This is a genomic window from Rhodococcus sp. OK611, from assembly GCF_003050885.1.
Taxonomy (GTDB): Bacteria; Actinomycetota; Actinomycetes; order Mycobacteriales; family Mycobacteriaceae; genus Rhodococcus_G; species Rhodococcus_G oryzae.
In genome coordinates this window covers 64,029-87,061 of sequence record NZ_QAOZ01000005.1, presented here as the reverse complement: position 1 = coordinate 87,061, position 23,033 = coordinate 64,029, and the positions used below count along the sequence as shown (strand labels likewise).

General features: G+C 68.3%; 22 protein-coding genes. 6 read left to right on the top strand and 16 right to left on the bottom strand.

The window, feature by feature from the left end:
• Window positions 1-5 precede the first annotated feature (5 nt).
• The 4 genes from fusA to C8K38_RS07810 all read right to left on the bottom strand — a co-directional run bounded on the left by fusA (window position 6) and on the right by C8K38_RS07810 (window position 4,014).
• Window positions 6-2,108: an elongation factor G gene (fusA, locus tag C8K38_RS07825; RefSeq protein WP_097210986.1), complete on the bottom strand. Its 2,103-nt coding sequence runs from the start codon at window positions 2,106-2,108 to the stop codon at window positions 6-8.
• A gap of 134 nt (window positions 2,109-2,242) precedes the next feature.
• Window positions 2,243-2,713 carry a 30S ribosomal protein S7 gene (gene rpsG, locus C8K38_RS07820; RefSeq protein ID WP_027500619.1) on the bottom strand — a complete coding sequence of 157 codons (471 nt, stop codon included), beginning with the start codon at window positions 2,711-2,713 and terminating at the stop codon, window positions 2,243-2,245.
• Window positions 2,713-3,087: a 30S ribosomal protein S12 gene (gene rpsL / locus C8K38_RS07815; RefSeq protein WP_027500620.1), complete on the bottom strand. Its 375-nt coding sequence runs from the start codon at window positions 3,085-3,087 to the stop codon at window positions 2,713-2,715. Before rpsL ends, rpsG begins: the two co-directional genes overlap by 1 nt.
• 300 nt (window positions 3,088-3,387) lie before the next feature.
• Window positions 3,388-4,014: a TetR/AcrR family transcriptional regulator gene (locus C8K38_RS07810; protein WP_097210985.1), complete on the bottom strand. Its 627-nt coding sequence runs from the start codon at window positions 4,012-4,014 to the stop codon at window positions 3,388-3,390.
• Window positions 4,015-4,166: 152 nt separating this feature from the next.
• On the opposite strand from C8K38_RS07810, the gene C8K38_RS27555 reads away from it, so the two are divergent.
• Window positions 4,167-4,295: a hypothetical protein gene (locus tag C8K38_RS27555; RefSeq protein WP_257017258.1), complete on the top strand. Its 129-nt coding sequence runs from the start codon at window positions 4,167-4,169 to the stop codon at window positions 4,293-4,295.
• A 93-nt stretch (window positions 4,296-4,388) separates the two neighbouring features.
• On the opposite strand, the gene C8K38_RS07805 is transcribed toward C8K38_RS27555, so the two are convergent.
• The 8 genes from C8K38_RS07805 to C8K38_RS07770 all read right to left on the bottom strand — a co-directional run bounded on the left by C8K38_RS07805 (window position 4,389) and on the right by C8K38_RS07770 (window position 15,309).
• Window positions 4,389-5,189 carry an enoyl-CoA hydratase family protein gene (locus C8K38_RS07805; RefSeq protein ID WP_097210984.1) on the bottom strand — a complete coding sequence of 267 codons (801 nt, stop codon included), beginning with the start codon at window positions 5,187-5,189 and terminating at the stop codon, window positions 4,389-4,391.
• A 2-nt stretch (window positions 5,190-5,191) separates the two neighbouring features.
• Entirely contained in the window at window positions 5,192-6,352 is a 1,161-nt protein-coding gene (locus C8K38_RS07800) for an acyl-CoA dehydrogenase family protein (RefSeq protein ID WP_097210983.1), read from the bottom strand.
• Entirely contained in the window at window positions 6,349-8,361 is a 2,013-nt protein-coding gene (locus C8K38_RS07795; protein ID WP_097211095.1) for an acetyl/propionyl/methylcrotonyl-CoA carboxylase subunit alpha, read from the bottom strand. Before C8K38_RS07795 ends, C8K38_RS07800 begins: the two co-directional genes overlap by 4 nt.
• Window positions 8,362-8,372: 11 nt before the next feature.
• Window positions 8,373-9,971, bottom strand: a complete 1,599-nt coding sequence (locus C8K38_RS07790; protein WP_097210982.1) for an acyl-CoA carboxylase subunit beta — start codon at window positions 9,969-9,971, stop codon at window positions 8,373-8,375.
• Window positions 9,968-11,116, bottom strand: coding sequence for an acyl-CoA dehydrogenase family protein (locus tag C8K38_RS07785; RefSeq protein ID WP_097210981.1), 1,149 nt, complete (start codon window positions 11,114-11,116; stop codon window positions 9,968-9,970). Before C8K38_RS07785 ends, C8K38_RS07790 begins: the two co-directional genes overlap by 4 nt.
• A complete protein-coding gene (locus C8K38_RS07780) occupies window positions 11,113-12,855 on the bottom strand; it encodes an acyclic terpene utilization AtuA family protein (protein WP_097210980.1) in 1,743 nt (580 codons plus the stop codon). Before C8K38_RS07780 ends, C8K38_RS07785 begins: the two co-directional genes overlap by 4 nt.
• Entirely contained in the window at window positions 12,852-13,646 is a 795-nt protein-coding gene (locus C8K38_RS07775; protein WP_097211094.1) for a TIGR03084 family metal-binding protein, read from the bottom strand. The genes C8K38_RS07780 and C8K38_RS07775 overlap by 4 nt, the downstream gene beginning before the upstream one ends.
• Before the next feature lie 1,180 nt (window positions 13,647-14,826).
• Window positions 14,827-15,309: a DUF309 domain-containing protein gene (locus C8K38_RS07770; protein WP_097210979.1), complete on the bottom strand. Its 483-nt coding sequence runs from the start codon at window positions 15,307-15,309 to the stop codon at window positions 14,827-14,829.
• A gap of 115 nt (window positions 15,310-15,424) precedes the next feature.
• Between C8K38_RS07770 and C8K38_RS07765 the strand changes: the two genes are divergently transcribed.
• Both C8K38_RS07765 and C8K38_RS07760 read left to right on the top strand, forming a co-directional pair.
• Entirely contained in the window at window positions 15,425-15,886 is a 462-nt protein-coding gene (locus C8K38_RS07765; RefSeq protein ID WP_097210978.1) for an SRPBCC family protein, read from the top strand.
• A gap of 115 nt (window positions 15,887-16,001) precedes the next feature.
• A complete protein-coding gene (locus C8K38_RS07760) occupies window positions 16,002-17,078 on the top strand; it encodes a class I SAM-dependent methyltransferase (RefSeq protein WP_097210977.1) in 1,077 nt (358 codons plus the stop codon).
• Between the two features lie 77 nt (window positions 17,079-17,155).
• Here the strand turns inward: C8K38_RS07760 and C8K38_RS07755 are convergent, their stop codons facing one another.
• On the bottom strand, window positions 17,156-18,400 hold the full coding sequence (locus C8K38_RS07755) for an acyl-CoA dehydrogenase family protein (protein WP_097210976.1): 1,245 nt from the start codon (window positions 18,398-18,400) through the stop codon (window positions 17,156-17,158).
• Window positions 18,401-18,666: 266 nt separating this feature from the next.
• Here C8K38_RS07755 and C8K38_RS07750 point away from each other — a divergent pair, with 266 nt between their 5' ends.
• Window positions 18,667-19,290 (top strand): class I SAM-dependent methyltransferase, encoded by a 624-nt coding sequence (locus tag C8K38_RS07750; RefSeq protein ID WP_257017254.1) that lies wholly within the window; start codon window positions 18,667-18,669, stop codon window positions 19,288-19,290.
• Between the two features lie 24 nt (window positions 19,291-19,314).
• Here the strand turns inward: C8K38_RS07750 and C8K38_RS07745 are convergent, their stop codons facing one another.
• The gene (locus C8K38_RS07745; protein ID WP_097210974.1) at window positions 19,315-19,704 is read right to left on the bottom strand and encodes a hypothetical protein; all 390 of its coding nucleotides are present in this window, start codon (window positions 19,702-19,704) and stop codon (window positions 19,315-19,317) included.
• Window positions 19,705-19,895: 191 nt separating this feature from the next.
• On the opposite strand from C8K38_RS07745, the gene C8K38_RS07740 reads away from it, so the two are divergent.
• A complete protein-coding gene (locus C8K38_RS07740) occupies window positions 19,896-20,333 on the top strand; it encodes a PaaI family thioesterase (protein WP_097210973.1) in 438 nt (145 codons plus the stop codon).
• Window positions 20,330-21,268, top strand: a complete 939-nt coding sequence (locus tag C8K38_RS07735) for an FAD-dependent oxidoreductase (RefSeq protein WP_097210972.1) — start codon at window positions 20,330-20,332, stop codon at window positions 21,266-21,268. The genes C8K38_RS07740 and C8K38_RS07735 overlap by 4 nt, the downstream gene beginning before the upstream one ends.
• On the opposite strand, the gene C8K38_RS07730 is transcribed toward C8K38_RS07735, so the two are convergent.
• Both C8K38_RS07730 and C8K38_RS07725 read right to left on the bottom strand, forming a co-directional pair.
• Window positions 21,269-21,742: a MarR family winged helix-turn-helix transcriptional regulator gene (locus C8K38_RS07730; RefSeq protein WP_097210971.1), complete on the bottom strand. Its 474-nt coding sequence runs from the start codon at window positions 21,740-21,742 to the stop codon at window positions 21,269-21,271.
• Window positions 21,729-22,847 carry an LLM class flavin-dependent oxidoreductase gene (locus tag C8K38_RS07725; RefSeq protein ID WP_097210970.1) on the bottom strand — a complete coding sequence of 373 codons (1,119 nt, stop codon included), beginning with the start codon at window positions 22,845-22,847 and terminating at the stop codon, window positions 21,729-21,731. Before C8K38_RS07725 ends, C8K38_RS07730 begins: the two co-directional genes overlap by 14 nt.
• Window positions 22,848-23,033 lie beyond the last annotated feature (186 nt).

Here is a 23,033-nt window from a genome sequence, read left to right as displayed (position 1 = left end):
TGGTGTTACTCGCCGGTCGCCTTGGCGATGATTTCCTTCGAGACGTTCGCGGGAACCTCTGCGTAGGAATCAAACACCATGGAGAAGTTCGCCCGACCCTGGGTCTTCGACCGAAGGTCTCCGATGTAGCCGAACATCTCCGAGAGCGGAACCAGCGCCTTCACGACACGGGCACCACTGCGTTCCTCCATGGCCTGGATCTGGCCACGGCGGGAGTTGAGGTCGCCGATCACGTCGCCCATGTACTCCTCGGGCGTGGTCACCTCGACAGCCATGAGCGGCTCGAGGATGACCGGACCGGCCTTGCGGGCGGCTTCCTTCAGTGCCTGCGAACCGGCAACCTTGAAGGCCATTTCGGACGAGTCGACGTCGTGGTACGCACCGTCGAGCAGCGTCAGCTTGAGGTTCACCAGCGGGTAGCCGGCGAGCACGCCGTACTGCATGGCGTCGCGCGCACCGTGGTCGACGGAGGGGATGTACTCACGCGGAACGCGGCCACCGGAGACCTTGTTCTCGAAGGTGTAGGGCTCGCCTTCCTCGCCGATGTACGGCTCGAGCGCGATGATCACCTTGGCGAACTGACCCGAACCACCGGTCTGCTTCTTGTGGGTGAACTCGTGCTTGTCGACCGTCTTGGTGATGGTCTCGCGGTACGCGACCTGCGGCTTGCCGACGTTGGCCTCGACCTTGAACTCGCGACGCATGCGGTCGACGAGGATGTCGAGGTGGAGCTCGCCCATGCCGCCGATGACGGTCTGGCCGGTCTCCTCGTCGAGCTCGACGGAGAAGGTCGGGTCCTCTTCGGCCAGCTTCTGGATCGCGGTGCCCAGCTTCTCCTGGTCGGACTTGGTCTTGGGCTCGATCGAGACCTGGATGACCGGGTCCGGGAAGCTCATGGACTCGAGCACGATCGGGTCGGCCTGATCGCAGAGGGTGTCACCGGTGGTGGTGTCCTTCAGACCGATCATCGCGTAGATGTGGCCGGCCACGGCCTCGTCGACCGGGTTCTCCTTGTTGGCGTGCATCTGGAAGAGCTTTCCGATGCGCTCCTTCTTGCCCTTGGTGGCGTTGAGCACCTGGGCGCCCGGGTCGATCCGGCCGGAGTAGACGCGAACGAAGGTCAGCTTGCCGAAGAACGGGTGCGACGCGATCTTGAAGGCCAGCGCCGAGAACGGCTCGTCCTTGCTCGGCTTACGCGTGATGATCTCGTCCTCTTTGTTGAGGACGTGACCCTCGACCTCGCCGATGTCCAGCGGGGTCGGCAGGTAGTCGATGACCGCATCGAGCATGGGCTGAACACCCTTGTTCTTGAACGCGGAGCCACAGAGAACCGGGTAGATCTCGGAGTTGACCGTCAGCTTGCGGATGGCGCCCTTGATCTCCTCGACCGTGAGCTCCTCACCGCCGAAGTACTTCTCCATGAGCGCGTCGTCGGTCTCGGCGACCGTCTCGAGCAGCTTGGTGCGGTACTCGTTGGCCTTCTCGACGAGATCCGCGGGGATCTCCTCGATGGTCGGCTCGGCACCGGTCGGCACCACGCCGCGCCAGGTGACGGCACGCATCTCGACCAGGTCGACGACACCGTCGAAGTCGTCCTCGGCACCGATCGGCAGCTGGATGACCAGCGGCTTCGCGCCGAGACGATCGATGATGGTCTGGACCGTGAAGTAGAAGTCCGCGCCCATCTTGTCCATCTTGTTGACGAAACAGATGCGCGGAACGTCGTACTTGGCGGCCTGACGCCAGACCTGCTCGGACTGGGGCTCGACGCCCTCCTTGCCGTCGAAGACGGCGACGGCGCCATCGAGCACGCGCAGCGAGCGCTCGACCTCGACCGTGAAGTCGACGTGGCCCGGGGTGTCGATGATGTTGATCTGGTTGTTGTTCCAGAAGCAGGTCACGGCGGCAGACGTGATCGTGATGCCGCGTTCCTTCTCCTGCTCCATCCAGTCCGTCGTCGACGCACCGTCGTGCGTCTCACCGATCTTGTAGTTGACACCGGTGTAGAACAGGATGCGCTCGGTTGTGGTGGTCTTGCCGGCATCGATGTGCGCCATGATGCCGATGTTGCGGACCTTGTTCAGGTCGGTCAGCACTTCCTGTGCCACAGGATTCTTCCCCGCTCGTAGCTCGTGTCGGTCCTTCGCGGACCACGTCTTTTTGTGTTGTCAGCCGGCCCGTGAGGAACCGACACATAGTGGCAACGCCGGTGCGGCACATTAAGTGCCGCCCCGGCGCCAGATCACCAGCGGTAGTGCGCGAACGCCTTGTTGGCTTCAGCCATCTTGTGGGTGTCCTCGCGACGCTTCACGGCTGCACCGAGGCCATTGCTGGCATCCATGAGCTCGTTGGCGAGACGCTCGACCATGGTCTTCTCACGACGTGCACGCGAGAAGGTCACCAGCCAGCGCAGGGCCAGCGTGGTGGAGCGGCCGGGGCGAACCTCGACCGGCACCTGGTAGGTGGCGCCACCGACACGGCGGCTGCGCACCTCGAGGGCGGGCTTGACGTTGTCCAGCGCGCGCTTGAGGGTGACGACCGGATCGGTGCCGGTCTTCTCACGCGCCTGCTCGAGGGCTTCGTAGACGATGCGCTCGGCGGTGGACTTCTTGCCGTCCAGCAGGATCTTGTTCACGAGCTGCGTGACCAGCGGCGACCCGTAAACGGGGTCGTTGATCAGCGGGCGCTTGGGAGCGGGGCCCTTACGTGGCATTAGCTCTTCTCCTTCTTGGCGCCGTAGCGGCTGCGTGCCTGCTTGCGACCCTTGACACCCTGGGTGTCGAGGGAGCCGCGGATGATCTTGTAGCGAACACCCGGGAGGTCCTTCACACGACCGCCACGGACGAGCACCATCGAGTGCTCCTGGAGGTTGTGGCCCTCACCGGGGATGTACGCCGTGACCTCGACCGAGCTGGTCAGGCGGACACGCGCGACCTTACGGAGCGCGGAGTTCGGCTTCTTCGGGGTGGTGGTGTACACGCGGGTGCACACACCACGACGCTGCGGGCTTCCCTTCAGGGCAGCGGTCTTGAGCTTCGCGACCTTGTCGCGACGCCCCTTTCGGACCAGCTGGTTGATGGTTGGCATATACCGGCTTTCTTCTGTCGACCGATCTGCGCTTGGCAGGTCTGGTCGTTGTGTAATTAGGGATCTAGCAGTTGGAGCAAGAAAACGCTGCTCCTCACCCGTCCCTCGACCCCGAGGTCGGGCGTGTCGCATACCCCCACACAGGCAGCCGAATGCTCGTCTCTGAGGAGAGCGCGCGCGCGGCCTTACCTTGCTAGGCACACAAATCGACCCGGGCAGGCCGGGCACGACCCACAACGATACCCGGCGGCGCGCCTTCAGGTCAAAGCGAGTCGATCGGTGGTAACGGCCCGCGCCGGGTCACGACAGGGCCACCGGTTGCTGGTCCCCCGACCGCCTGCGGTGCAGGACCGAATCGAGATCCGCGGCCCACTGCTTGATCAGCTCGGCCCGCCGTTTGGAGTCGTCGGTGAGGACATCGGCCAGGCCGAGCCCGCGCGCCAGGTCGAGCGTGAGCTGCACCCACCGGTGCGCGATGAGGTCGCCGTCCTCCACCCCGAGCATGGCGACGGCCGTCCGGTGCGCGACCCGGCCGAACTTCTCCTCGAGCGGCAGCACCCGCTCGCGCAGCGCCGGGTCCGAGGCGGCGGCGGTCCACACCTGCAGGGCCGCCTTGAACAGGGTGCCGGTGTAGTACTCCACGAGGCGGGTGACGATCGCCTCGGTGCGGCCTGGCCCGGCGGGCAGGCCGGTGGCCTCCAGTCGGGCGGCCTCCATCCGGCTGTCGAACATGAACTCGAGCGCGGCCGTGATCAGGTCCTCGCGCGTCGGGAAGTGGTGCTGGGCCGCGCCGCGGGAGACCCCCGCGCGCTTGGCGACCACACCGACAGTGGTCGCGGCCCAGCCCTGGTCGGCCAGGCAATCGATGGTCGCCTCGAGCAACCGCTGCCGCGTCAGCCGGCTTCGATCCTGCTGCGGTTCACGCATTCGGCACCTCCCGCCCCCATGTAAATTTCCGTTATCTTTACGTTATCTTCGCCACAAAGGCCTTGCCTCAGCCGTTACCTGCCGGTACGAAGGTTCCCGGTGCACCTGATGCGCCCCTATGAGAATCACCGAACACAACCAAGGAGCACATCATGGGTTCTGCAGAATTCGCTTCCGCATTCGACGCCATCAGCACCTTCGCCGGCGCGATCGGCGACCTCACCGGTGGACTGGGCACCCTCGTCGGTTCCGTCGACGGGCTCGTCAACCCGAAGGCCTGATCGCCTTTACGTAACACCCGACAGGACCCGCGCTCGACTCCTCGAGCGCGGGTCCTGTCGTATCCGGCCACCACGTACTCCTCGACGTCCTTGCTATTCGCTGGGTACCCAGGCAGGCGGGCGGCGCTGGAAGAAGGCGGTCATGCCCTCGACGGCCTCCGGCGATCCGAACAGTCTCGCCGACTGGGCGGCGAGCTCCTCACCGTAACGGTCGAAGTCGGCGAGCATCCGCGCGGTGGTCAGCCTCTTCGACTCCGCCAGTCCCTGAGGGGACGCCAGCGCGAGCTCCGCGCAGACCTCCGCGACGGTCACCGCGGCGTCCTCGGACGCGATGGTGATCAGGCCGAGGCGTTCGGCCTCCGCCGGACCGAACTTCTCCCCGGTCAGGAAATACCGGCCCGCTGCCCGGGAGGTCATCCTGGGCAGCACCGTGAGCGAGATGATCGACGCCGCCAGCCCCAGCCGCGCCTCGGTGAGCGCGAAGGTGCTCGACGGACCGGCGATCGCGATGTCGCACGCGCCGACCAGCCCCATGCCGCCTGCCCGGACGTGACCGTCGATGCGGGCGACGATCGGCTTCGGCAGTTCGAGGAACTCCCGAAGCAGCTCGGTCATCTGAGCCGTGCGCCCCGCCGCCAGCTCCGCCGGGTCGGCATCCGATGCCCCGCCCGCCTCCGACAGATCCGCGCCGGCGCAGAAGGTGCCGCCGGTGTGGGTGAGCACCACCGCGCGGACCGAGTCGTCGGCCGCCGCGTCCGCCAGCGCCTGCCGGAGTTCGCCGACCAACCGCGAGGAGATCGCGTTGCGGTTGTGCGGTGAGTCCAGGGTGACGGTGGCGAACCCGCCCGCGACCTCGGAGCGGACGTACGGCGCGCTCGTCTCGGGAACCGTCATGGTCAGTACGACCTCGGCAGCCCGAGCGAGTGCTGGGAGACGAAGTTGAGGATCATCTCCCGGCTCACCGGCGCCACCCGCGCGATCCGGGCGGCCCCGAGCATGGCGGCCAGTCCGTACTCCTTGCTCAACCCGGCGCCACCGTGCGTCTGGATGGCCTGGTCGAGCGCCTTGATGCTCGCCTCGGCCGCCGCGTACTTCGCCATGTTCGCGGCCTCGGCCGCGCCGAAGTCGTCGCCGCTGTCGTAGAGGAACGCGGCCTTCTGCATCATCACCTTGGCCAGCTCGAGCTCGATCTTCGCCTGGGCGAGCGGATGCGCGATGCCCTGGTGCGCCCCGATCGGGGTCTTCCAGACGGTGCGCTCCTTCGCGTACTTCACCGCGGCGTCGATCGCGTACCGGCCCACGCCGATCGCCATCGACGCACCGAGGATCCGCTCCGGGTTCAGGCCGGCGAACAGCTGCATGAGTGCGGCGTCCTCCGATCCGACCAACGCCTCACCCGGCACCCGGACCTCGTCGAGGAACAGCGTGAACTGGTGGTCCGGCTCGATGATGTCCATTTCCATCGGCGTCTTGACGAAGTTCTCGGTGTCGGTCGGCACGATGAACAGCGCAGGCTTGAGCTTGCCGGTCTTGTGGTCCTCGGTCCGCGCCACGATCAACACCGCGTCCGCCTGGTCCACACCCGAGATGAAGATCTTGCTCCCGGTCAGGATCCAGTCGGCGCCGTCGCGGCGGGCGGTGGTCGAGATCTGGTGCGAGTTGGAGCCCGCATCGGCCTCGGTGATCCCGAACGCCATGATCTTGCTGCCGTCGGCGAGGCCAGGGAGCCACTGCTGCTTCTGCTCATCGGTGCCGTACTTGCCGATGATCGTGCCGCAGATCGCGGGCGAGACCACGACGAGCAGCAGCCCCGCGCCGTGCGCGGCCAGCTCCTCCTGCACCAGGGCGAGCTCGTAGATGCCCGCTCCCCCGCCGCCGTACTCCTCCGGCAGGTTGACCCCGAGGAAGCCGAGCTTGCCCGCCTCGTTCCACAGCTCGGTCAGCGGCTCGCCCCTGCGCGACCGCGGCAGCACGTAGTCGACGTAGTTGAAGCGCTCGCCGAGCTTGGACACCGCCGCGCGCAGTGCCTTCTGCTCGTCGCTCTCGATAAAACTCATGCCGATTCCTCTTCCGTCTCTTCAGGTTCAACAATGGCAAGGACAGACCCGACGTCGACCTGCTGGCCGACCGAAACCGGGAGCTCCACGAGCACACCCGACGCGGGGGCGGTGATGGTGTGCTCCATCTTCATCGCCTCGAGCCAGACGATCGGCTGGCCGAGCGTGACCGAATCGCCCTGCGCGGCGCCGAGGCGGATGACCGCGCCCGGCATCGGCGCGAGCAGCGAACCCGCCGCGACGATCGTCGCCGGATCCACGAACCGTGGGGTCGCGGTCAGGGCGACCGGTCCGAGCGGCGAGTCGACGAACACCTCGTCGCCGTACCTGGCGACGTCGAAGGTCCGGCGCAGGCCTGCGACCTCCAGCACCACCACGTCCGGGGTCGAGGACACCAGCGAGACGTGCTCGAAGCCCTCGGCCCGAAGGCCGCCCCGCCCGAGCAGGTATCGGATGTCGTACTCCCCCGACGCGCTGGTGTACTGCTTGAACTGCGGCTGCGACGTCAGGTTCCGCCATCCGCTCGGGATCTGGCCGTCGACGCGAGCCGCCGCCCGGTTCGCCGCGGCATCGGCCAACGCCGCCGCCAGCGCGGACAGCGCCTCGGCATCCGGATCGGCCAGCGGCCGCGCCAGGGTGTCGAGCCCGTGGGTGTCGAAGAAGGCGGTGTCGGTGTCCCCGGCCAGGAAGGCCGGGTGCCGCAGGATGTTCACCAGCAGATCCCGGTTCGTCCGCAGGCCGTGCAGCGCGGTGCGGGCCAGCGTCGAGGCGAGCAGCTGCGCGGCCTGTCCTCGGGTCGGCGCGAACGAGATGACCTTGGCGAGCATCGGGTCGTAGTGCACCCCGACCACCGAGCCGGCCACCACGCCGGAGTCCAGTCGCACGCCCTGCCGGTCCAGGACCGCGAATTCCTCCACCGTGCCGGGGAGCTCGATGCGGTGCACGGTCCCGCTCTGCGGCTGCCAGTTCTTCGCCGGGTCCTCGGCGTAGAGACGGACCTCGATCGAGTGTCCGCGCAGCGCCGGGGGTTCGGCAGGCAGCGCGACGCCTGCGGCGACCTGCAGCTGCAGGTCCACCAGGTCGAGTCCGGTGGTGCACTCGGTGACCGGGTGCTCGACCTGCAGCCGGGTGTTCATCTCGAGGAAGAAGAACTCGCCGCGCTCGTCCGCCAGGAACTCGACGGTGCCCGCACCCTCATAGCCGATGGCGTTCGCCGCCAGCCGCGATGCCTCGAAGAGCCGCTCACGCATGCCGGGGGTCCGCTCGACCAGAGGCGACGGGGCCTCCTCCACGACCTTCTGGTGCCTGCGCTGGATGGAGCACTCGCGCTCGCCCACCGCCCACACCGTGCCGTGCTTGTCGGCCATCACCTGGACCTCGATGTGCCTGCCGGTCTCGAGGTAGCGCTCACAGAACACCGTCGGATCGCCGAAGGCGGACTGCGCCTCGCGCCGGGCCGCCTCCAGTTCGCCTGCCAGCGCTGACAACTCGCGCACCACGCGCATGCCGCGGCCGCCGCCACCGGCCGACGCCTTGATCAGCACGGGCAGGTGTGCCTCGGTGACCTCGTCGGGCGCGAGCTCGACCAGGACGGGAACGCCCGCGGCGTCCATCAGCTTCTTGGACTCGACCTTGGAGCCCATCGACTCGATGGACTTGACCGGCGGACCGACCCAGGTGAGGCCCGCGTCTTCGACCGCCTGCGCGAATCCCGCATTCTCCGAGAGGAATCCGTAACCGGGGTGGATCGCGTCGGCGCCCGCGGCACGCGCCGCGTCGATGATGAGGTCGGCCCGAAGGTAGGTCTCGGCCGGGGTGTTGCCGGGGAGCCGGATGGCGGCGTCGGCCTCGGCCACGTGCGGGCTTGCCGTGTCCGCGTCGGAGAACACCGCGACGGTGCCGACGCCGGTCCGACGCGCGGTCGCGAACACCCGCCGCGCGATCTCGCCGCGGTTTGCCACAAGAACGGACTGGATCGCCGGTCCGAGCGAAGCGTTAGGGGAAGTCATCACGGTCTGCCTCACATGCGGAAGACGCCGAAGTTCTCGGTGCCTTGGATCGGGGCGGAGGCAATGGCCGAAAGGCACATTCCCACCACCGTGCGGGTGTCACGCGGATCGATGACGCCGTCGTCGTACAGCCGGCCGGACAGGAACATCGGCAACGACTCGGCCTCGATCTGGTTCTCGATCATGGCGCGGATGCCGGCGTCGGCTTCCTCGTCGAACGCCTGTCCGCGGGCCTCCGCGGAGGCCCTGCTGACGATGGAGATGACGCCCGCCAACTGTGCGCCACCCATGACCGCGGACTTCGAACTCGGCCAGGCGAACAGGAATCGGGGATCGAAGGCCCTGCCGCACATTCCGTAGTGGCCGGCTCCGTACGAGGCGCCGAGCAGGATCGAGATGTGCGGCACCTTCGAGTTCGCCACGGCGTTGATCATCATCGAGCCGTGCTTGATCATCCCGCCCTCCTCGTACTCCTTGCCGACCATGTACCCGGTCGTGTTGTGCAGGAACAGCAGAGGGGTGTTGGAACGGTTCGCCAACTGGATGAACTGGGTGGCCTTCTGGGACTCCTCGCTGAACAACACGCCTCGGGCGTTCGCGAGGATGCCGACCGGGTAGCCGTGCAGCTCCGCCCACCCGGTGACCAGCGAGGAGCCGTACATCGGCTTGAACTCGTCGAAATCGGATCCGTCGACGATGCGGGCGATCACCTCGCGCGGGTCGAACGGGATCTTCAGGTCCGCCGGGACGATGCCGAGGAGTTCCTCCGGGTCCGCCAGCGGCTCGATCACCTCGGCCCGGGGCGCCGGCCCCTCCTTCTTCCAGTTCAACCGCTTGACGATGCTTCGGCCGATGCGGATCGCATCCTGCTCGTCGACGGCGAAGTAGTCGGCCAGACCCGACTTGCGCGCGTGCATCTCGGCGCCGCCGAGCGACTCGTCGTCCGACTCCTCGCCGGTGGCCATCTTCACCAGCGGTGGGCCGGCGAGGAACACCTTGGAGCGCTCCTTGATCATCACCACGTGATCGGACATGCCCGGGATGTAGGCACCACCCGCGGTCGAGTTACCGAACACCAGGGCGATCGTGGGGATCCCGGCCGCGGAGAGCTGGGTGAGGTCGCGGAACATCCGACCGCCCGGGATGAACACCTCCTTCTGGGTCGGTAGGTCCGCGCCACCGGACTCGACGAGCGAGATCACCGGCAGTCGGTTCTGCATCGCGATGTCGTTGGCCCGGAAGCCCTTCCGCAGCGTCCACGGGTTGCTGGTGCCGCCACGGACGGTCGGGTCGTTCGCGACGATCAGGCACTCGATCCCCTCCACGACGCCGATGCCAACCACCGTGCTCGCGCCGACCGGGAAGTCGCTTCCCCACGCCGCGAGCGGGCACAGCTCCAGGAACGGCGAATCCGCATCGATCAGCAGCTCGATCCGCTCACGGGCGAGCAGCTTGCCTCGCTTGTGGTGCCGCTCCACGTACTTCTCACCGCCGCCTGCCAGCGCCTTGGCGTGCTCGGTCTCGAGCTCGGCGAGTTTGGCGTTCATCGTCTCCACCGCGGTCGCGTACACCTCCGACCCGGTGTCGAGGGTGGACCTGAGAACCGTCATGACTGATACCCCAATCGCTTTGCCGCCAATCCGGTGAGGATCTCGGTGGTGCCACCGCCGATCCCCAGGATTCGCATGTCCCGGTATTGCCTTTCGACTTCGCTTTCCCGCATGTAGCCGAGCCCGCCGAACAACTGCACCGCCTGATTCGCCACCCACTCGCCCGCTTCAACGGCGGTGTTCTTCGCGAAGCAGACCTCGGCGATGAAATCCTGATCCGATTCCAGCGAGCGCTCGACGAGGGCACGGGTGTACACCCGCGCCACGTCGACCCGACGAGCCATCTCGGTGACGGTGTTCTGCACCGACTGCCTGCTGATCAGCGGCCTGCCGAACGTCTCCCGGTCCCGGCACCATTGCAGGGTCAGGTCCAGGCATCGCTTGGCGCTCGAGTACGCCTGGGCGGCAAGCGCGATCCGTTCGGTGAGGAAGGCCTGCGCGATCTGCTGGAACCCGCTGTTCTCGCCACCGACCAGGTTCTCCGCAGGAACCCGGGCGTCCACGAAGGACAGCTCCGCGGTGTCGGAGGCCAGCCAGCCCATCTTCTCGAGCTTGCGCGTGACCTCGAAGCCGGGCGTGCCCTTCTCGATGACGAGGAGCGACACCCCGGCCGCCCCTTCCCCACCGGTGCGGACCGCGGTGACCACGAAGTCGGCGCGGCAGCCGGAGGTGATGAACGTCTTTGCCCCGTTGACGACGAAGTGGTCGCCGTCCCGAACGGCCTTGGTCCGCAGGTGCCCCACGTCCGAGCCGCCACCGGGCTCGGTGATCGCCAGTGAGCCGATCAGCTCGCCCGCGAGGGTGGGCCGCACCCAGCGGTCGATCTGCCGCTCGTCGCCGGCCGCGACGAGGTGCGGCAACGCGATGCCCGAGGTGAACAGGGAGGCGAACAGGCCGCCCGACCCGCCCGCGTAGTGCATCTCCTCGCAGATGGTCACGGCGTCGACGAGGTCGCCGCCGGACCCGCCGACCGACTCGGGGAACCCGGCGCCGAGCAACCCGAGCGCGCCCGCCTTCTTGTGCAGCTCACGCGGCAGCTCGCCGTGTCGCTCCCACTCGTCGAGGTGGGGCAGCACGTCCTGCTCGGCGAATCGGCGAACCGTCTCGCGCAACGCCTTTCGCTCGTCGGTGGTCCACACGCTCACAGTGTTCCTCCCAGGGGTTCGCTACCGAGCAGAAGTTCTTCCGGAATGTCGATGTGCCTGGCACGCAGCCACTCCCCGAGGCCCTTGGCCTGCGGATCGAATCGGGTCTGCGAGGCGACGCCCGCCCCGAGGATGCCCTCGATGACGAAGTTCACCGCGCGCAGCTTCGGGAACAGGTGGCGGGTCACCGGCAGCCCCGCCGCCTCGGGGAGCAGCCGCCCGAGCTCCTCGACCGTGAGAGTGTTGGCCAGCCAGCGCCACTGTTCGTCGGTGCGAACCCAGACTCCGACGTTCGCGTTGCCGCCCTTGTCGCCACTGCGGGCGGCCGCGATCGTACCGAGCGGGACACGGATCGTCGGCGTCGTCGGCAATGCTTGCGGCAGTTCGGGATCGGCCGCCTGCGCCAGTTCCAGCGTCGGCCCGCTCGGGGCGATCGGGATCCTGGTGCCGTCGGGCAGGACCGCGGTGTGCGGCACCTCGGCGGCGTCGACGTAGCCGGGCGTGAACACGGCGTACGGCTGTCCGTTCGACGGCGGCGCCGTCAGGCTGAAGCCCGGGTAGCTGGCGAGCGCGAGCTCGACCGACACGGACGAGAACGCTCGACCGACGACGTTCGGATCCGGATCGCGAACGACGCAGCGCAGCAACGCGCTCGCCGTCTCCTCGGTGTCCGCGTCCGGGTGATCGGTGCGCGCGAGGGTCCACGTCATCTCGGCCGGCTTGGTGGTCATCCACGCCTCGAACTGGGTGCGGGCGAGCTCGGCTTTCGCCTCGATGTCCAGGCCGGTGAGGATCATCGTGAACTCGTTGCGGAACCCGGCCAGCGCGTTGAGGGAGACCTTCAGCGTCGGCGGCGGTGCCTCTCCCCGCACCCCGCTGATGCGGACCCGGTCGGGTCCGTCGGAGGAGAGTTCGAGGGAGTCCATCCGGGTGGTGACGTCCGGTCCGGCGTAGCGGCCGCCGGTGATCTCGTAGAGCAGCTGAGCGGTCACGGTGCCGACGCTGACCGCACCCCCGGTGCCCGCGTGCTTGGTGATGACCGAGGATCCGTCCGCGTGGATCTCCGCAATCGGGAATCCGGGTCGCCCCATGTCGGCGATCTCGGTGAAGAAGGAGTAGTTGCCCCCGGTCGCCTGCGTTCCGCACTCGATCACGTGCCCGGCCGCCACAGCTCCGGCCAGCTGATCGAAATCCGTTCGCTCCCAGCCGAAGTGCGCCGCTGCGGGTCCGACGATCACCGACGCGTCGGTGACCCGGCCGGTGACCACGACATCCGCGCCCGCACCGAGGCATTCGACTATGCCCCACGCGCCGAGATAGGCGTTGGCGGTCAGCGGGGCGGGCGAGCCCGGCGCACCGGTGAGCCCCAGCTCCGCCGCCCTGGCGATCAGGTCATCGCCCTCGACATGGGCGATGACCGCGCCGAGACCGAGCCGCTCGTTCACCTCGCGCAGCGCCTGCGCCAGCCCGGCCGGATTCAGCCCGCCCGCGTTGGCGACGATCTTGACGCCCTTGTCCAGCGCCAGCCCCAGGCAGTCCTCGGCCTGGCGGAGGAACGTCTTGGCATAGCCCCGGGAGGGATCCTTCATCCGGTCGCGACCGAGGATCAGCATCGTCAGCTCGGCGAGGTAGTCGCCGGTGAGGTAGTCGAGTTCGCCGCCCTCGAGCATCTCGCGCATCGCCGAGATGCGGTCTCCGTAGAAGCCGGAACAGTTTCCGATCCGGACCGGGTTTGTCATGCGTCCACCTTCGGGTCACGGCCCGCGCCGGGAGGACCGGCGAAGACCTGGGCGATTGCGATCCACGCGGTGGCATCGGGTCCCACCGCGGTCAGGTCCAGATCCGCCGGGTTCGCTCGCTGGGTGACCAGCAGGCAGAAGTCCGCGGCGGGGCCGGTGACGCGCTGCGCGGCGTCTTCGGGGCCCCAGGTCCAGACCTCGTCGCCCTCAGGGGCCGTCAGCTCGAACCGGAACTCCCCCGCGGGCGGGGTCAGTTCGTTCACCGCGTACGCGAAGTCACGGGTGCGCACACCGAGATGGGCGATGCTGCGCAGGCGGTTGGTCGGCGGGACGTCGACGCCGAGCGCCGCGGCGACGTCCTGCCCATGCGCCCAGGTCTCCATCAGCCGGGCGGTGGTCATCGACATCGCACTCATCGGCGGGCCATACCAGGGCAGCTTGGTACCGCTCGGCACCGCAGCGAGCGCTTCGGCCAGTGTGGACCGACCGGTGCGCCAGTCCGCCAACAGTTCGGCGGGCGGCCGGGCGGCCTCGATCTCGGCGGCCTCGTCGACGAAACCGAGGGGGTTCTTCCATGCCTCGGCCAGCGACTCGGCGAAGGCCTCTGGATCGATGACCGCCATCAGCGAGGCGCGATCGGTCCAGGCCAGGTGCCCTATCTGGTGGGCGATCGACCAGCCCTTGGCGGGCGTCGGGCCCGCCCATTGTTCGTCGGTCAGGCTCGCGACCAGCGCGTCGAGCTGATCACCCTCCACCCGCAGGTCCCCGATGGTGGTACCCAGATCGGCCATGAATGCTCCCTTGAGAAGTGCTGCGACCAGCATCACACCGCGAGCCATAAAAATCAAGCACGCTTGCTTGTTATTGGCTCCCAGCCTGCCCGTCATGAACGCCCAGAGATTTTCCCGCGATTCTCGCACCCTGCGCGCGCCGATGGGGTTTGATGCTCGGAAAGCAAGGCGAGCGTCCAGTTTGCTTGTGGCCGGCCGCCACCCCTCGGCGATTCGCGGCTGCCGCACCCCGCCGCCCCACCCTGCGCACCGACGGACATACGATCCACGAACCCCTTTGCGCCACAATCGATTACGCCAAAGAATGGTCATCCGATTCCGCTACACCGGAGGCATCCCGTGCGGTAGAACTGGTGCGCGCCGAGCTCTGGGGTGCACTTTCCATCCATCGACACGAGGAGACATCTATGCCCGCGTTCGACTTACCGACCCTATTCTCCCTGCCGGCGCAGGACATCTTCGCCGGCATCATCATCGGCCTGCCCTTCGGCATCGAGCTCCCGATCGGCAGCTGATCCGCTAACACCGGCGCCCCATTGGACGAGGCTGAACCCAAAGAAATGAGATGTAGGTCACGACAGTTGCCGGTTTGTGACCTGACCGAGATCTCGTGCGGTAGAACTACAACACGCGCGCAATTCTCGGCGCATCACCATCGAGAAAACAGGGAGCACTCATGCCGTCTTCGTCCGAACTCTCCACCCTCTTCGGCGCCCTCAGCACCGTCTTCGGCATCCTCGGGTCCTCGGAGACCTCGGGTGGCGGCTCCAGCGAGTAGTCATGTGAGCACACTGTGGGGGCTGCCGGCGACTCGGCGGCCCCCACAGTGCTGCCCGGGGTCGATCATTTCGATGTCGAATTCACTCCACAGCAACGCATTTCGGCGCAGCGGAGGTGGATTGCGGAATCGAACCCACGCCCGCGGCGCGTGCGGTAGAACTGGACGCGCGCCCGGTCCGAGGGCGCATCTCCAGCACATGAGAAATCACCAGGAGCCGAAGCTATGAACCTGAGCGCGTTGATCGCCACCCTGTTGGGCCTCGTCGGCCCCGCCGAGACCACCACCGACGGAAAGTTTGTCGGCAGCAGCACCGGGAACGTCGGCAGCACCTTCCCCTGATCGACACGCGCGGGTCTGCGCGTTGAGCGCGCGGACCCGCGCACCAGCCGGGCGACCCGGTCAACACCCCCGGCGCAGCAGCCGTGGTGTGCTCGGCACCGGGATCTCCGAACCCGCGCCCGCCAGCCCGTCCAGCACGCCCTGCGACCAGGCCACCAGGCCGGCGACATCGAGACCGTGCGGAGCGTCCGTCTCGAACCCACGGATCCGGTCCTGGCCGCGACGCAGCAGCGACTGGGCGCCGACGATATTGCCGCGCAACAGATGCGTCAGGCCCACCGCGAGCTGCGCAAGCCCCTGCCAGAGCTCGCGTTCGGAATCCGGCGCCGCCTTCCACGAACCCTCGAGCACCTCGTGCGCATGGAACGGCATGCCCTCGTCCAGCAGGCGCTGGGCCTCGACAATCGCCTCCGCAGGGGTCAGCAGGAACTCCTCCTGCACCCGCGCGACGCCCTCGGCGCCGCGCGGCAACGGCCTCCCCAACCCGTCGCGGGGGCGCGCATTGAGCGGCCTGCCCCGGCCGTCCCGTTCACGCTGCTGCATGCCTCCAACTGTAGTGAAGCCGATGGAACTCACAGCCGAACCCCTGTCCAGGTAACTGTGAAAGCTAGTACCGTCTACGTAGGCCGACAGGGCCGACATCGGTACGAGGAGAGACATGGGCACCATTCACATCACCGCGGTCGCGAAGGTTCCGGTGCACGCCGGCTTCTCCTATGTGGACGACTACAAGAATGTGCCGGCGTGGATGTTCGGGGTGACCCGGTTCGAGCCGGTCGGCGAGCAGACCCAGGGACTCGGGGCCACCTTCGACGCCACCATGCAGCTCGGCCCCAAGGCCATGAACTCCAGGGTCACGATCACCGAGTGGGAGCAGGACCGGCTGATCACGCTGGCCTCGGTCGACGGGATCTCGAACTCGTCGACGTGGCGATTCGCTCCGGCGAGCGACGACACCACCGAGATGACGGTGGACTTCGAGTACTCGCTGCCGGGCGGACTCGCAGGCAAGGTGCTCGCGAAGATCGTCGAGCCGATCGTCGGAACGGCCATCAAGCACACCGAGTCCACCCTGCGTCGCCGGGTCGAGGAGCTTGCGCGCACCGGCGCCACCGGGTGATCCCACCTCCGTCGCGTGCTTCACCCGGCGAACGAACGGTGACAGCGCGCCACGCTCGGACGACGATGGTCCGGGAGGGACGCATCCGTCGTCTCCGAGACGCGGGAGGGGGCTCATGTCCACAACGCAACCGGTCGCCGAGGCCGACGCTCTCGCCCAACGCCTCGTCGAGGCCGCACTCGGCACCGTCGATCTGCTGTCCATCCACCTCGGCGACCGCCTCGGCTGGTACCGGAGTCTGCGGGTCGACGGCCCGGCGACGCCGGAAGAACTCGCCGCCCGCACCGACACCCACCCTCGGTACGCGCGGGAATGGCTGGAGCAACAGGCCGTCACCGGTCTGATCGAGGTCGATTCCGACGGACCCCGACGATTCACGTTGCCGCCTGCGGCGGCGGAGGTGCTCACCGACGGGTCCAGCCTCGCCTACCTCGCGCCGCTGGCCCGGATGCTCTGCGCCGCGGCCGAACAGATGCCCGCGCTGCTCGAGGCGTATCGCTCCGGCGGAGGGGTCGGCTGGGCACAGTACGGAGCCGACGCCCGCGAATCGCAGGCCGAGATGAACCGCCCCTGGTACGAGCGGGCCCTGCCGGAGGCCCTGCGGTCGGTTCCCGACCTGGACGCGCTGCTTCGCGAGCCGGGCACCCGGATCGCCGACCTGGGCTGCGGCGGCGGCTGGTCGACGATCGCACTCGCCAGGGCGTACCCGGCTGCCACCGTGGACGGGCTCGACATCGACGCGGCCTCGGCGCGGCTGGCCTCGAGCAACGGCGACGCGAACCCGGACGTCGCGTCCCGCGTCTCCTTCCACTGCGGCGATGCCGCCCGGCTACCCGCGTCCACCTTCCGCTGCGTGTTCGCCTTCGAGTGCGTGCACGACATGCCCGATCCCGTCGGGGTGCTCGCCGCTGCCAGGCAGTCGCTGGTCCCCGGGGGCCGCGTTGTCATCATGGACGAGGCGGTCGCCGGCTCCTTCGACCCTCCCGGCGACGAGACCGAGCGACTGATGTACGGCTTCAGCCTGCTGATCTGCCTGCCGGACGGCATGAGCCACCGGCCCACCGCCGCCACCGGAACCGTCATGCGCCCGGACACGCTGCGCGGCTATGCGTTCGAGGCGGGATTCACAGGATTCGAGATACTCCCGATCGACGGCTTCGGGTTCTGGCGCTTCTACCAACTGACGGCCTGACGACCTCGCCGCCGCCACCGGAGATCGGTGACGGCGGCGAGGAAGAATCGGAGAGAGTTCGCCGTTGCGGCGCTGGGTCAGGCGCTGAGCAGGCCCTTCGCGATGTGCGTCACCTGGATCTCGTTGCTACCCGCGTAGATCATCAGCGACTTCGCGTCACGCGCGAGCTGCTCCACCTTGTACTCGGCCATGTAGCCGTTACCGCCGAACAGCTGAACGGCCTCCATGGCGACCTCGGTGGCGGCCCGCGAGGAGTACAGCTTCATCGCCGATGCCTCGGCGAGGGTCACCTTGTTGCCTGCGGCGGTGCGCTCGATCGCGTTGAACACCATGTTCTGCACATTGATCCGGGCGACCTCCATCTCTGCCAGCTTGAGCTGGATGAGCTGGAACTGAGCGATCTCCTTGCCCCACAGCTTGCGGGTCTTGGCGTAATCGATGCACAGCCGGTGGCACTCGTTGATGATGCCGAGCGCGAGGGAGGCGATGCCGATTCGCTCGGCCGCGAAGGACTCCTTGGCACTCTCCTTGCCGTCGCCCTTTGCCGGGTTCTCGGTCTCGCCGAGCAGCCGGTCCTTGCTGATCCGCACGTTGTCGAAGAACAGCTCGCCGGTGGGCGAGGAGTTCATGCCCATCTTCTTGAACGGCGGGCTCTGGGTGAAGCCCTCCATGCCCTTGTCGAGCACGAAGCCGAGCACCTTGCGGTCGCGGCGGTCCACGGAGGAGTCGCCCTCGTCGAGCTTGGCGTACACGATGGTCACGTCTGCGTACGGGCCGTTGGTGATGAACGTCTTCTGACCGTTCAGGATGTAGTCGTCCCCGTCGCGGCGGACGTAGGACTTCATGCCACCGAACGCATCCGAACCGGAGTCGGGCTCGGTGATCGCCCACGCGCCGACCTTCTCCATCGTGACGAGCTCGGGCAGCCAGCGCTTCTTCTGTGCCAGCGTGCCGCGGCTGCGCAGCGTGCCGACCGTCAGGCCGAGGCTCACGCCCATCGACGCGACCAGGCCGAGGCTCACGCCCGCGAGTTCGCTGTTGAGGATGACGCCCATGCTGCCTGCGCCGCTGAAGCCGCCGCCCTTCTCGCCGGACTCGGGGACGGTCTCGCCGCGCTCGCGCGCTTCCTCCTTCGCGAAGGCCTTCTCGAGCGCCTCGCTCGCCATCTCGTCCATGCCGAAGGTCGAGTACATCTTCCGGATGATCTCGAACGGGGGCAGCTCGCCGCTCTCGAGCTTGTCGACGTGCGGCTTGATCTCCTTCTCGATGAAGCCACGCAGGGCGTCGCGGAACATCAGGTCGGTGTCAGACCACTCGTACATGTCGGGAACTCCCATTGATCGGCGGATCGTGCGCAACGTGCGGCACGCGAAGACGGCGCCGCGACTGCGCGGACACTCACCCCCAAATATAGAACACGTTCTTGTTTTCTGACAGCATCCTGCCGCATGCGCCAGGACCCGACGGCGACCGCGGGCACGACCGTCGACCCTGGACAGACCGATTTTCCGGGGAGCACACTGGCACCGGCGAGAGGATCCACGATGGCCGAACCCCGAGTCGAACCCGACGTGCCGATCGTCGACGCGTGGGGACAGCCGAGAGGGCGGGCGTGATCACCTGGTACCGGCTGGCCTACCGGCTCGGCCTCACGCCGTGGGAGTGGGCGGGCCAGTCGATCGGCGCGCAGCTGACCGCGTTCCTCGACAGCCGGGACGCGCAGGCGGGACCGCCTGGGAAAGCCCTCGACGCGGGGTGCGGTACCGGCTCCCACGCCATCGAATTGGCCCGTCGCGGCTGGCAGGTGACCGGCATCGACGCCGTGCCGCTGGCGGTGACCCGGGCCCGGGCGCGGGCCGAGGAGGCCGGGGTCGAGGTGACATTCGTGCTCGGCGATGTCACCGAACTCGAGAAGTCGGTCGGCCGCGGATATCGATTCGTGCTCGACATCGGGTGCTTTCACGGTCTCACCGCCTGCGAGCGGGACCACTACGCCGACGAGCTCACCCGGATCACCGAGCCAGGGGCGAGTCTGCTGATGTTCGCCTTCGGCCCCGGCCGACGGGGACCACTCCCCCGCGGCACGGACCGCGCCGAGGTGGAGCGTACGTTCGCCGGGTGGCGGCTGATCTCCGACGCCGCGGACAGCGGGGCGCTGCCGCGACCGGTCCGACGGGGGAACCCGCGCTGGTTCCACCTCGCCCGGTCATGAGGTGGTCGGGCGTCGACCGCGCAGTCAGGCCACTGCGGGCCGGTCTCGCCTGCTGGTCTTCCGATGGTGCTTACGCCCGGTCAGCGCCCAGCGCCGATCGGCCACCCGCGTCGTGCGGTGGTGGCGCTCGATGGTGAACTCCGTGATCGGTAGCCGCTCCAGCAGGCGGATGTCGGCACACGGGTCGCCGTTCACGCCCTGCTCGAGCAGCGAGAACGCCGTGTGGTTGACGGCGTGGATCGCGAGCCGGAGCGCGTCGAGCGCGGTCGGCCGCGGTCCGAACCTGGCCAGGGTGTGCCTACCCTGCACGGTGGTTCCGACCACCGCATAGAAGTGCCATTCCCCGGCGTGCTCCGAGTCGCCCGAATCCACGGGCTCGCCTGGCTGGTGTGTGGGACCGGATACAGTGCCCATCTTGCGCCTTCTTCCGTCTTCCGGTGTGGCGTCTCTACGACGGTAACGCGGGCCACCGACACCGTCCGTGTGCCTCGCCGGTGCGCGGGATACGGGTTTTCCCCGACTTTTCCCGGCGAACCGGGGAGCCGTCGACGTGGCACCATCGCATTCACGCACCACATGTGATTCGTCACCGACACCGGGAGTGATTGCTCGTGACCCTTTCTCTCGACGAGGCCGCGGAAACCCTGGCCGCGCAGCCGTTCAGCACCCTGGTCGGCGCCCGGTTGACCGCCTTCACCGACGGCGCCGCCACCCTCACGATCCCGATCCGCCCGGAACTGCTGCAGCAGCACGGGTTCGTGCACGGCGGTGTGCTGTCCTACGCGGCGGACAACGCGCTCACCTTCGCGGCGGGCAGCGTGCTCGGGCCGAGCATCGTGACCTCCGGGTTCACCATCACCTACCTCCGTCCCGCGATGGGTACCGCACTGCGCGCGGAGGCGACGGCGGTGAGTTCGGGCCGCAGGCAGGCACTGTGCCGCTGCGAGATCTATGCGGACACCGAGAACGGGCCGGTGCTCTGCGCCGCCGCTCAGGGCACCGCCTCGGTCATCGACCTCGGCCGGACCACCACCTCCTCATGAGCACCGAGGCCACCGTGATCGGCGGCGGTGTGACCGGGCTGACCTGCGCACTCGAACTCGCGCGGGCAGGCCTCGACGTCACCGTCCTGACGGCCGATCCGACAGCGGAGACGACCTCCGCGGTCGCCGCGGCGATCTGGTTCCCCTACGAGGCGTCACCCGCCGACGCCGTGCTGCGCTGGTCGACCGAGTCCGCGGCGGCGTTCGTCGGCCTCGCAGCGGACTCCTCGGCAGGCGTGGCCCTGCGAACCGGCACGGTGCTCGAGCGGTCCACTGCGCCGGACCGCTGGTGGACCCCGGCGGTGCCTGGACATCGGGTGATCCCGGGCGAGGAATTGTCGTCCGGCGTGACGAGCGGGGTGCGCTGCACGGTCCCGGTGATCGACATGGGCCGTTACCTGCCGTGGCTGGCCCGCCGGTGCGAAGCCGCGGGCGTGCGGGTGATCAGGAGGCGGGTCGACGACCTAGCGGAGGTCACCGGGGAGCTGATCGTGGTCGCGGCCGGCCTGCGGTCGGCCGCACTGACCGGGGACGCCCCGCTGATCCCGCTGCGCGGCCAGGTGGTGCGCGTGGCCAACCCCGGGCTGACCGACTGGCTGATCGACGACGACAACCCGGCCGGGATGACCTACGTGGTGCCGCGCTTCGAGGACGTGGTGTGCGGCGGCACCGCCGAGCCCGGGTCCTTCGACACCGCCGTCGATCCCGAGACCGAACGCGCGATCCTCGAGCGGTGCTACGACCTGGTGCCCGAGCTGCGGGGCGCGCCGATCCTCTCCCGCGGCGTCGGCCTTCGTCCGACCAGGCCCTCGGTGCGACTGGAGGCGCTACCCGGCGCGCGCCGGATCATCTGCTGTTACGGGCACGGCGGCGCCGGGGTGACCCTCTCCTGGGGCTGCGCGCGGGAGGTGGCCGCCCTGGCGGGCCGAGCCTGACTACTGTTGCGCCAGTCGCAGTTTCGTCGTCAACCGCTCGAGCTCCGCGAGCTCCTCTCGGTCGAGCGCGGTGCCGACGTGGCGCCGGATCTGCGCGGCGTGCCGCCTGCCGATGCTGCGCTGCATGGCTCGCCCCTGCTCCGTGAGCGCCACGATCGTGCCCCGCCGGTCGTGCGGATCCGGCAGCCGGTCCAGTAGCCCGGCCTGCTCGAGACGCTCGACCATGCGGCTGAGGGACGGCTGGGTCAACAGGATCTCCCGGTTCAGCTCGTGCAGCCGGGCCCGTCTGTCCGGGCGGCGGCTGAGGGTGAACAACACGTCGTACTCGCGGCGGCCGAGGGGATCCCACGCGTCGGCCGACTCGAACCGCCGCATCAGCGCCACCTGGGCACGGAACAACGCCTCCCACGCGTCGGCGGCCAGCTCGGTGGTGCTGCGCGGCCGCCCGCCGACGGGCGGTTCAGTGGGCGGCATCGGTCGACGCCTCGAGGGTGCCGACGCGACCGTTCCGCTGCGCCAGCAGGCTCGCGTGCGTCGGCGGGTTCTCCGGCACGTGGGCCGGGCGCCGGGCCGCGAACTCGCGGCGCAGCACCGGGGCGACCTCGGAGCCGAGGAGGTCGAGCTGCTCGAGCACCGTCTTCAGTGGCAGGCCCGCGTGGTCGACCAGGAACAGCTGGCGCTGGTAGTCACCGAAATAGTCCGCGAAGGCCAGCGTCTTCTCGATCACCTGCTCGGGCGTGCCGACGGTCAGCGGGGTCTGCTCGGTGAAATCCTCCAGCGAGGGTCCGTGACCGTAGACCGGCGCGTTGTCGAAGTAGGGCCGGAACTCCGCGACCGCGTCCTGCGAGTTCTTGCGCATGAACACCTGCCCACCGAGGCCGACGATGGCCTGGTCGGCGCTGCCGTGCCCGTAGTGCTCGAACCGCTCGCGGTACAGGTTGATCAGCGCGATGTAGTGCTCCTTGGGCCAGAAGATGTTGTTCGCGAAGAAGCCGTCGCCGTGGAACGCGGCGATCTCGGCGATCTCCGGGCTGCGGATCGAGCCGTGCCAGACGAACGGCGCGATCCCGTCGAGCGGACGCGGCGTGGAGGTGAAACCCTCCAGCGGGGTGCGGAACCGGCCCTGCCAGTTCACCACGTCCTCGTCCCACAACCGACGCAGCAGCTGGTAGTTCTCCAGCGCGAGCGGGATCCCCTCGCGGATGTCCTTGCCGAACCAGGGGTACACGGGCGCGGTGTTGCCGCGGCCCATCATCAGGTCGACGCGGCCGTCGGCGAGATGCTGCAGCATCGCGTAGTCCTCGGCGATCTTCACCGGGTCGTTGGTGGTGATCAGGGTCGTCGAGGTGGACAGGATCAGGTTCTCGGTCTTGGCGGCGAGGAATCCGAGCATGGTCGTCGGGGAGGACGGCACGAACGGCGGGTTGTGGTGCTCGCCTGTCGCGAAGACGTCGAGGCCCACATCCTCCGCGTGCTTGGCGATGGTCGTCATCGCCTTGATGCGCTCGTGCTCGGTCGGCGCCCGCCCCGTGGTGGGGTCAGGCGTGACGTCGCCGACGCTGAAGATTCCGATCTGCATGGTGACTCCCTCGAGCTGGATTGAACACGTCCGCTATTTCAATGCGTTTGCATGAATTTCCAACCGCGTCGGGGTCCGGGGTATTCCGCCCCCGCACAGCACCCCCGGGCGCGGCGGATAGGGGATGTCGGGCCAACCGGGGCAGCCGCAGGCCTGCCCCGATCGGGATCCCCTATTCACCCCCTA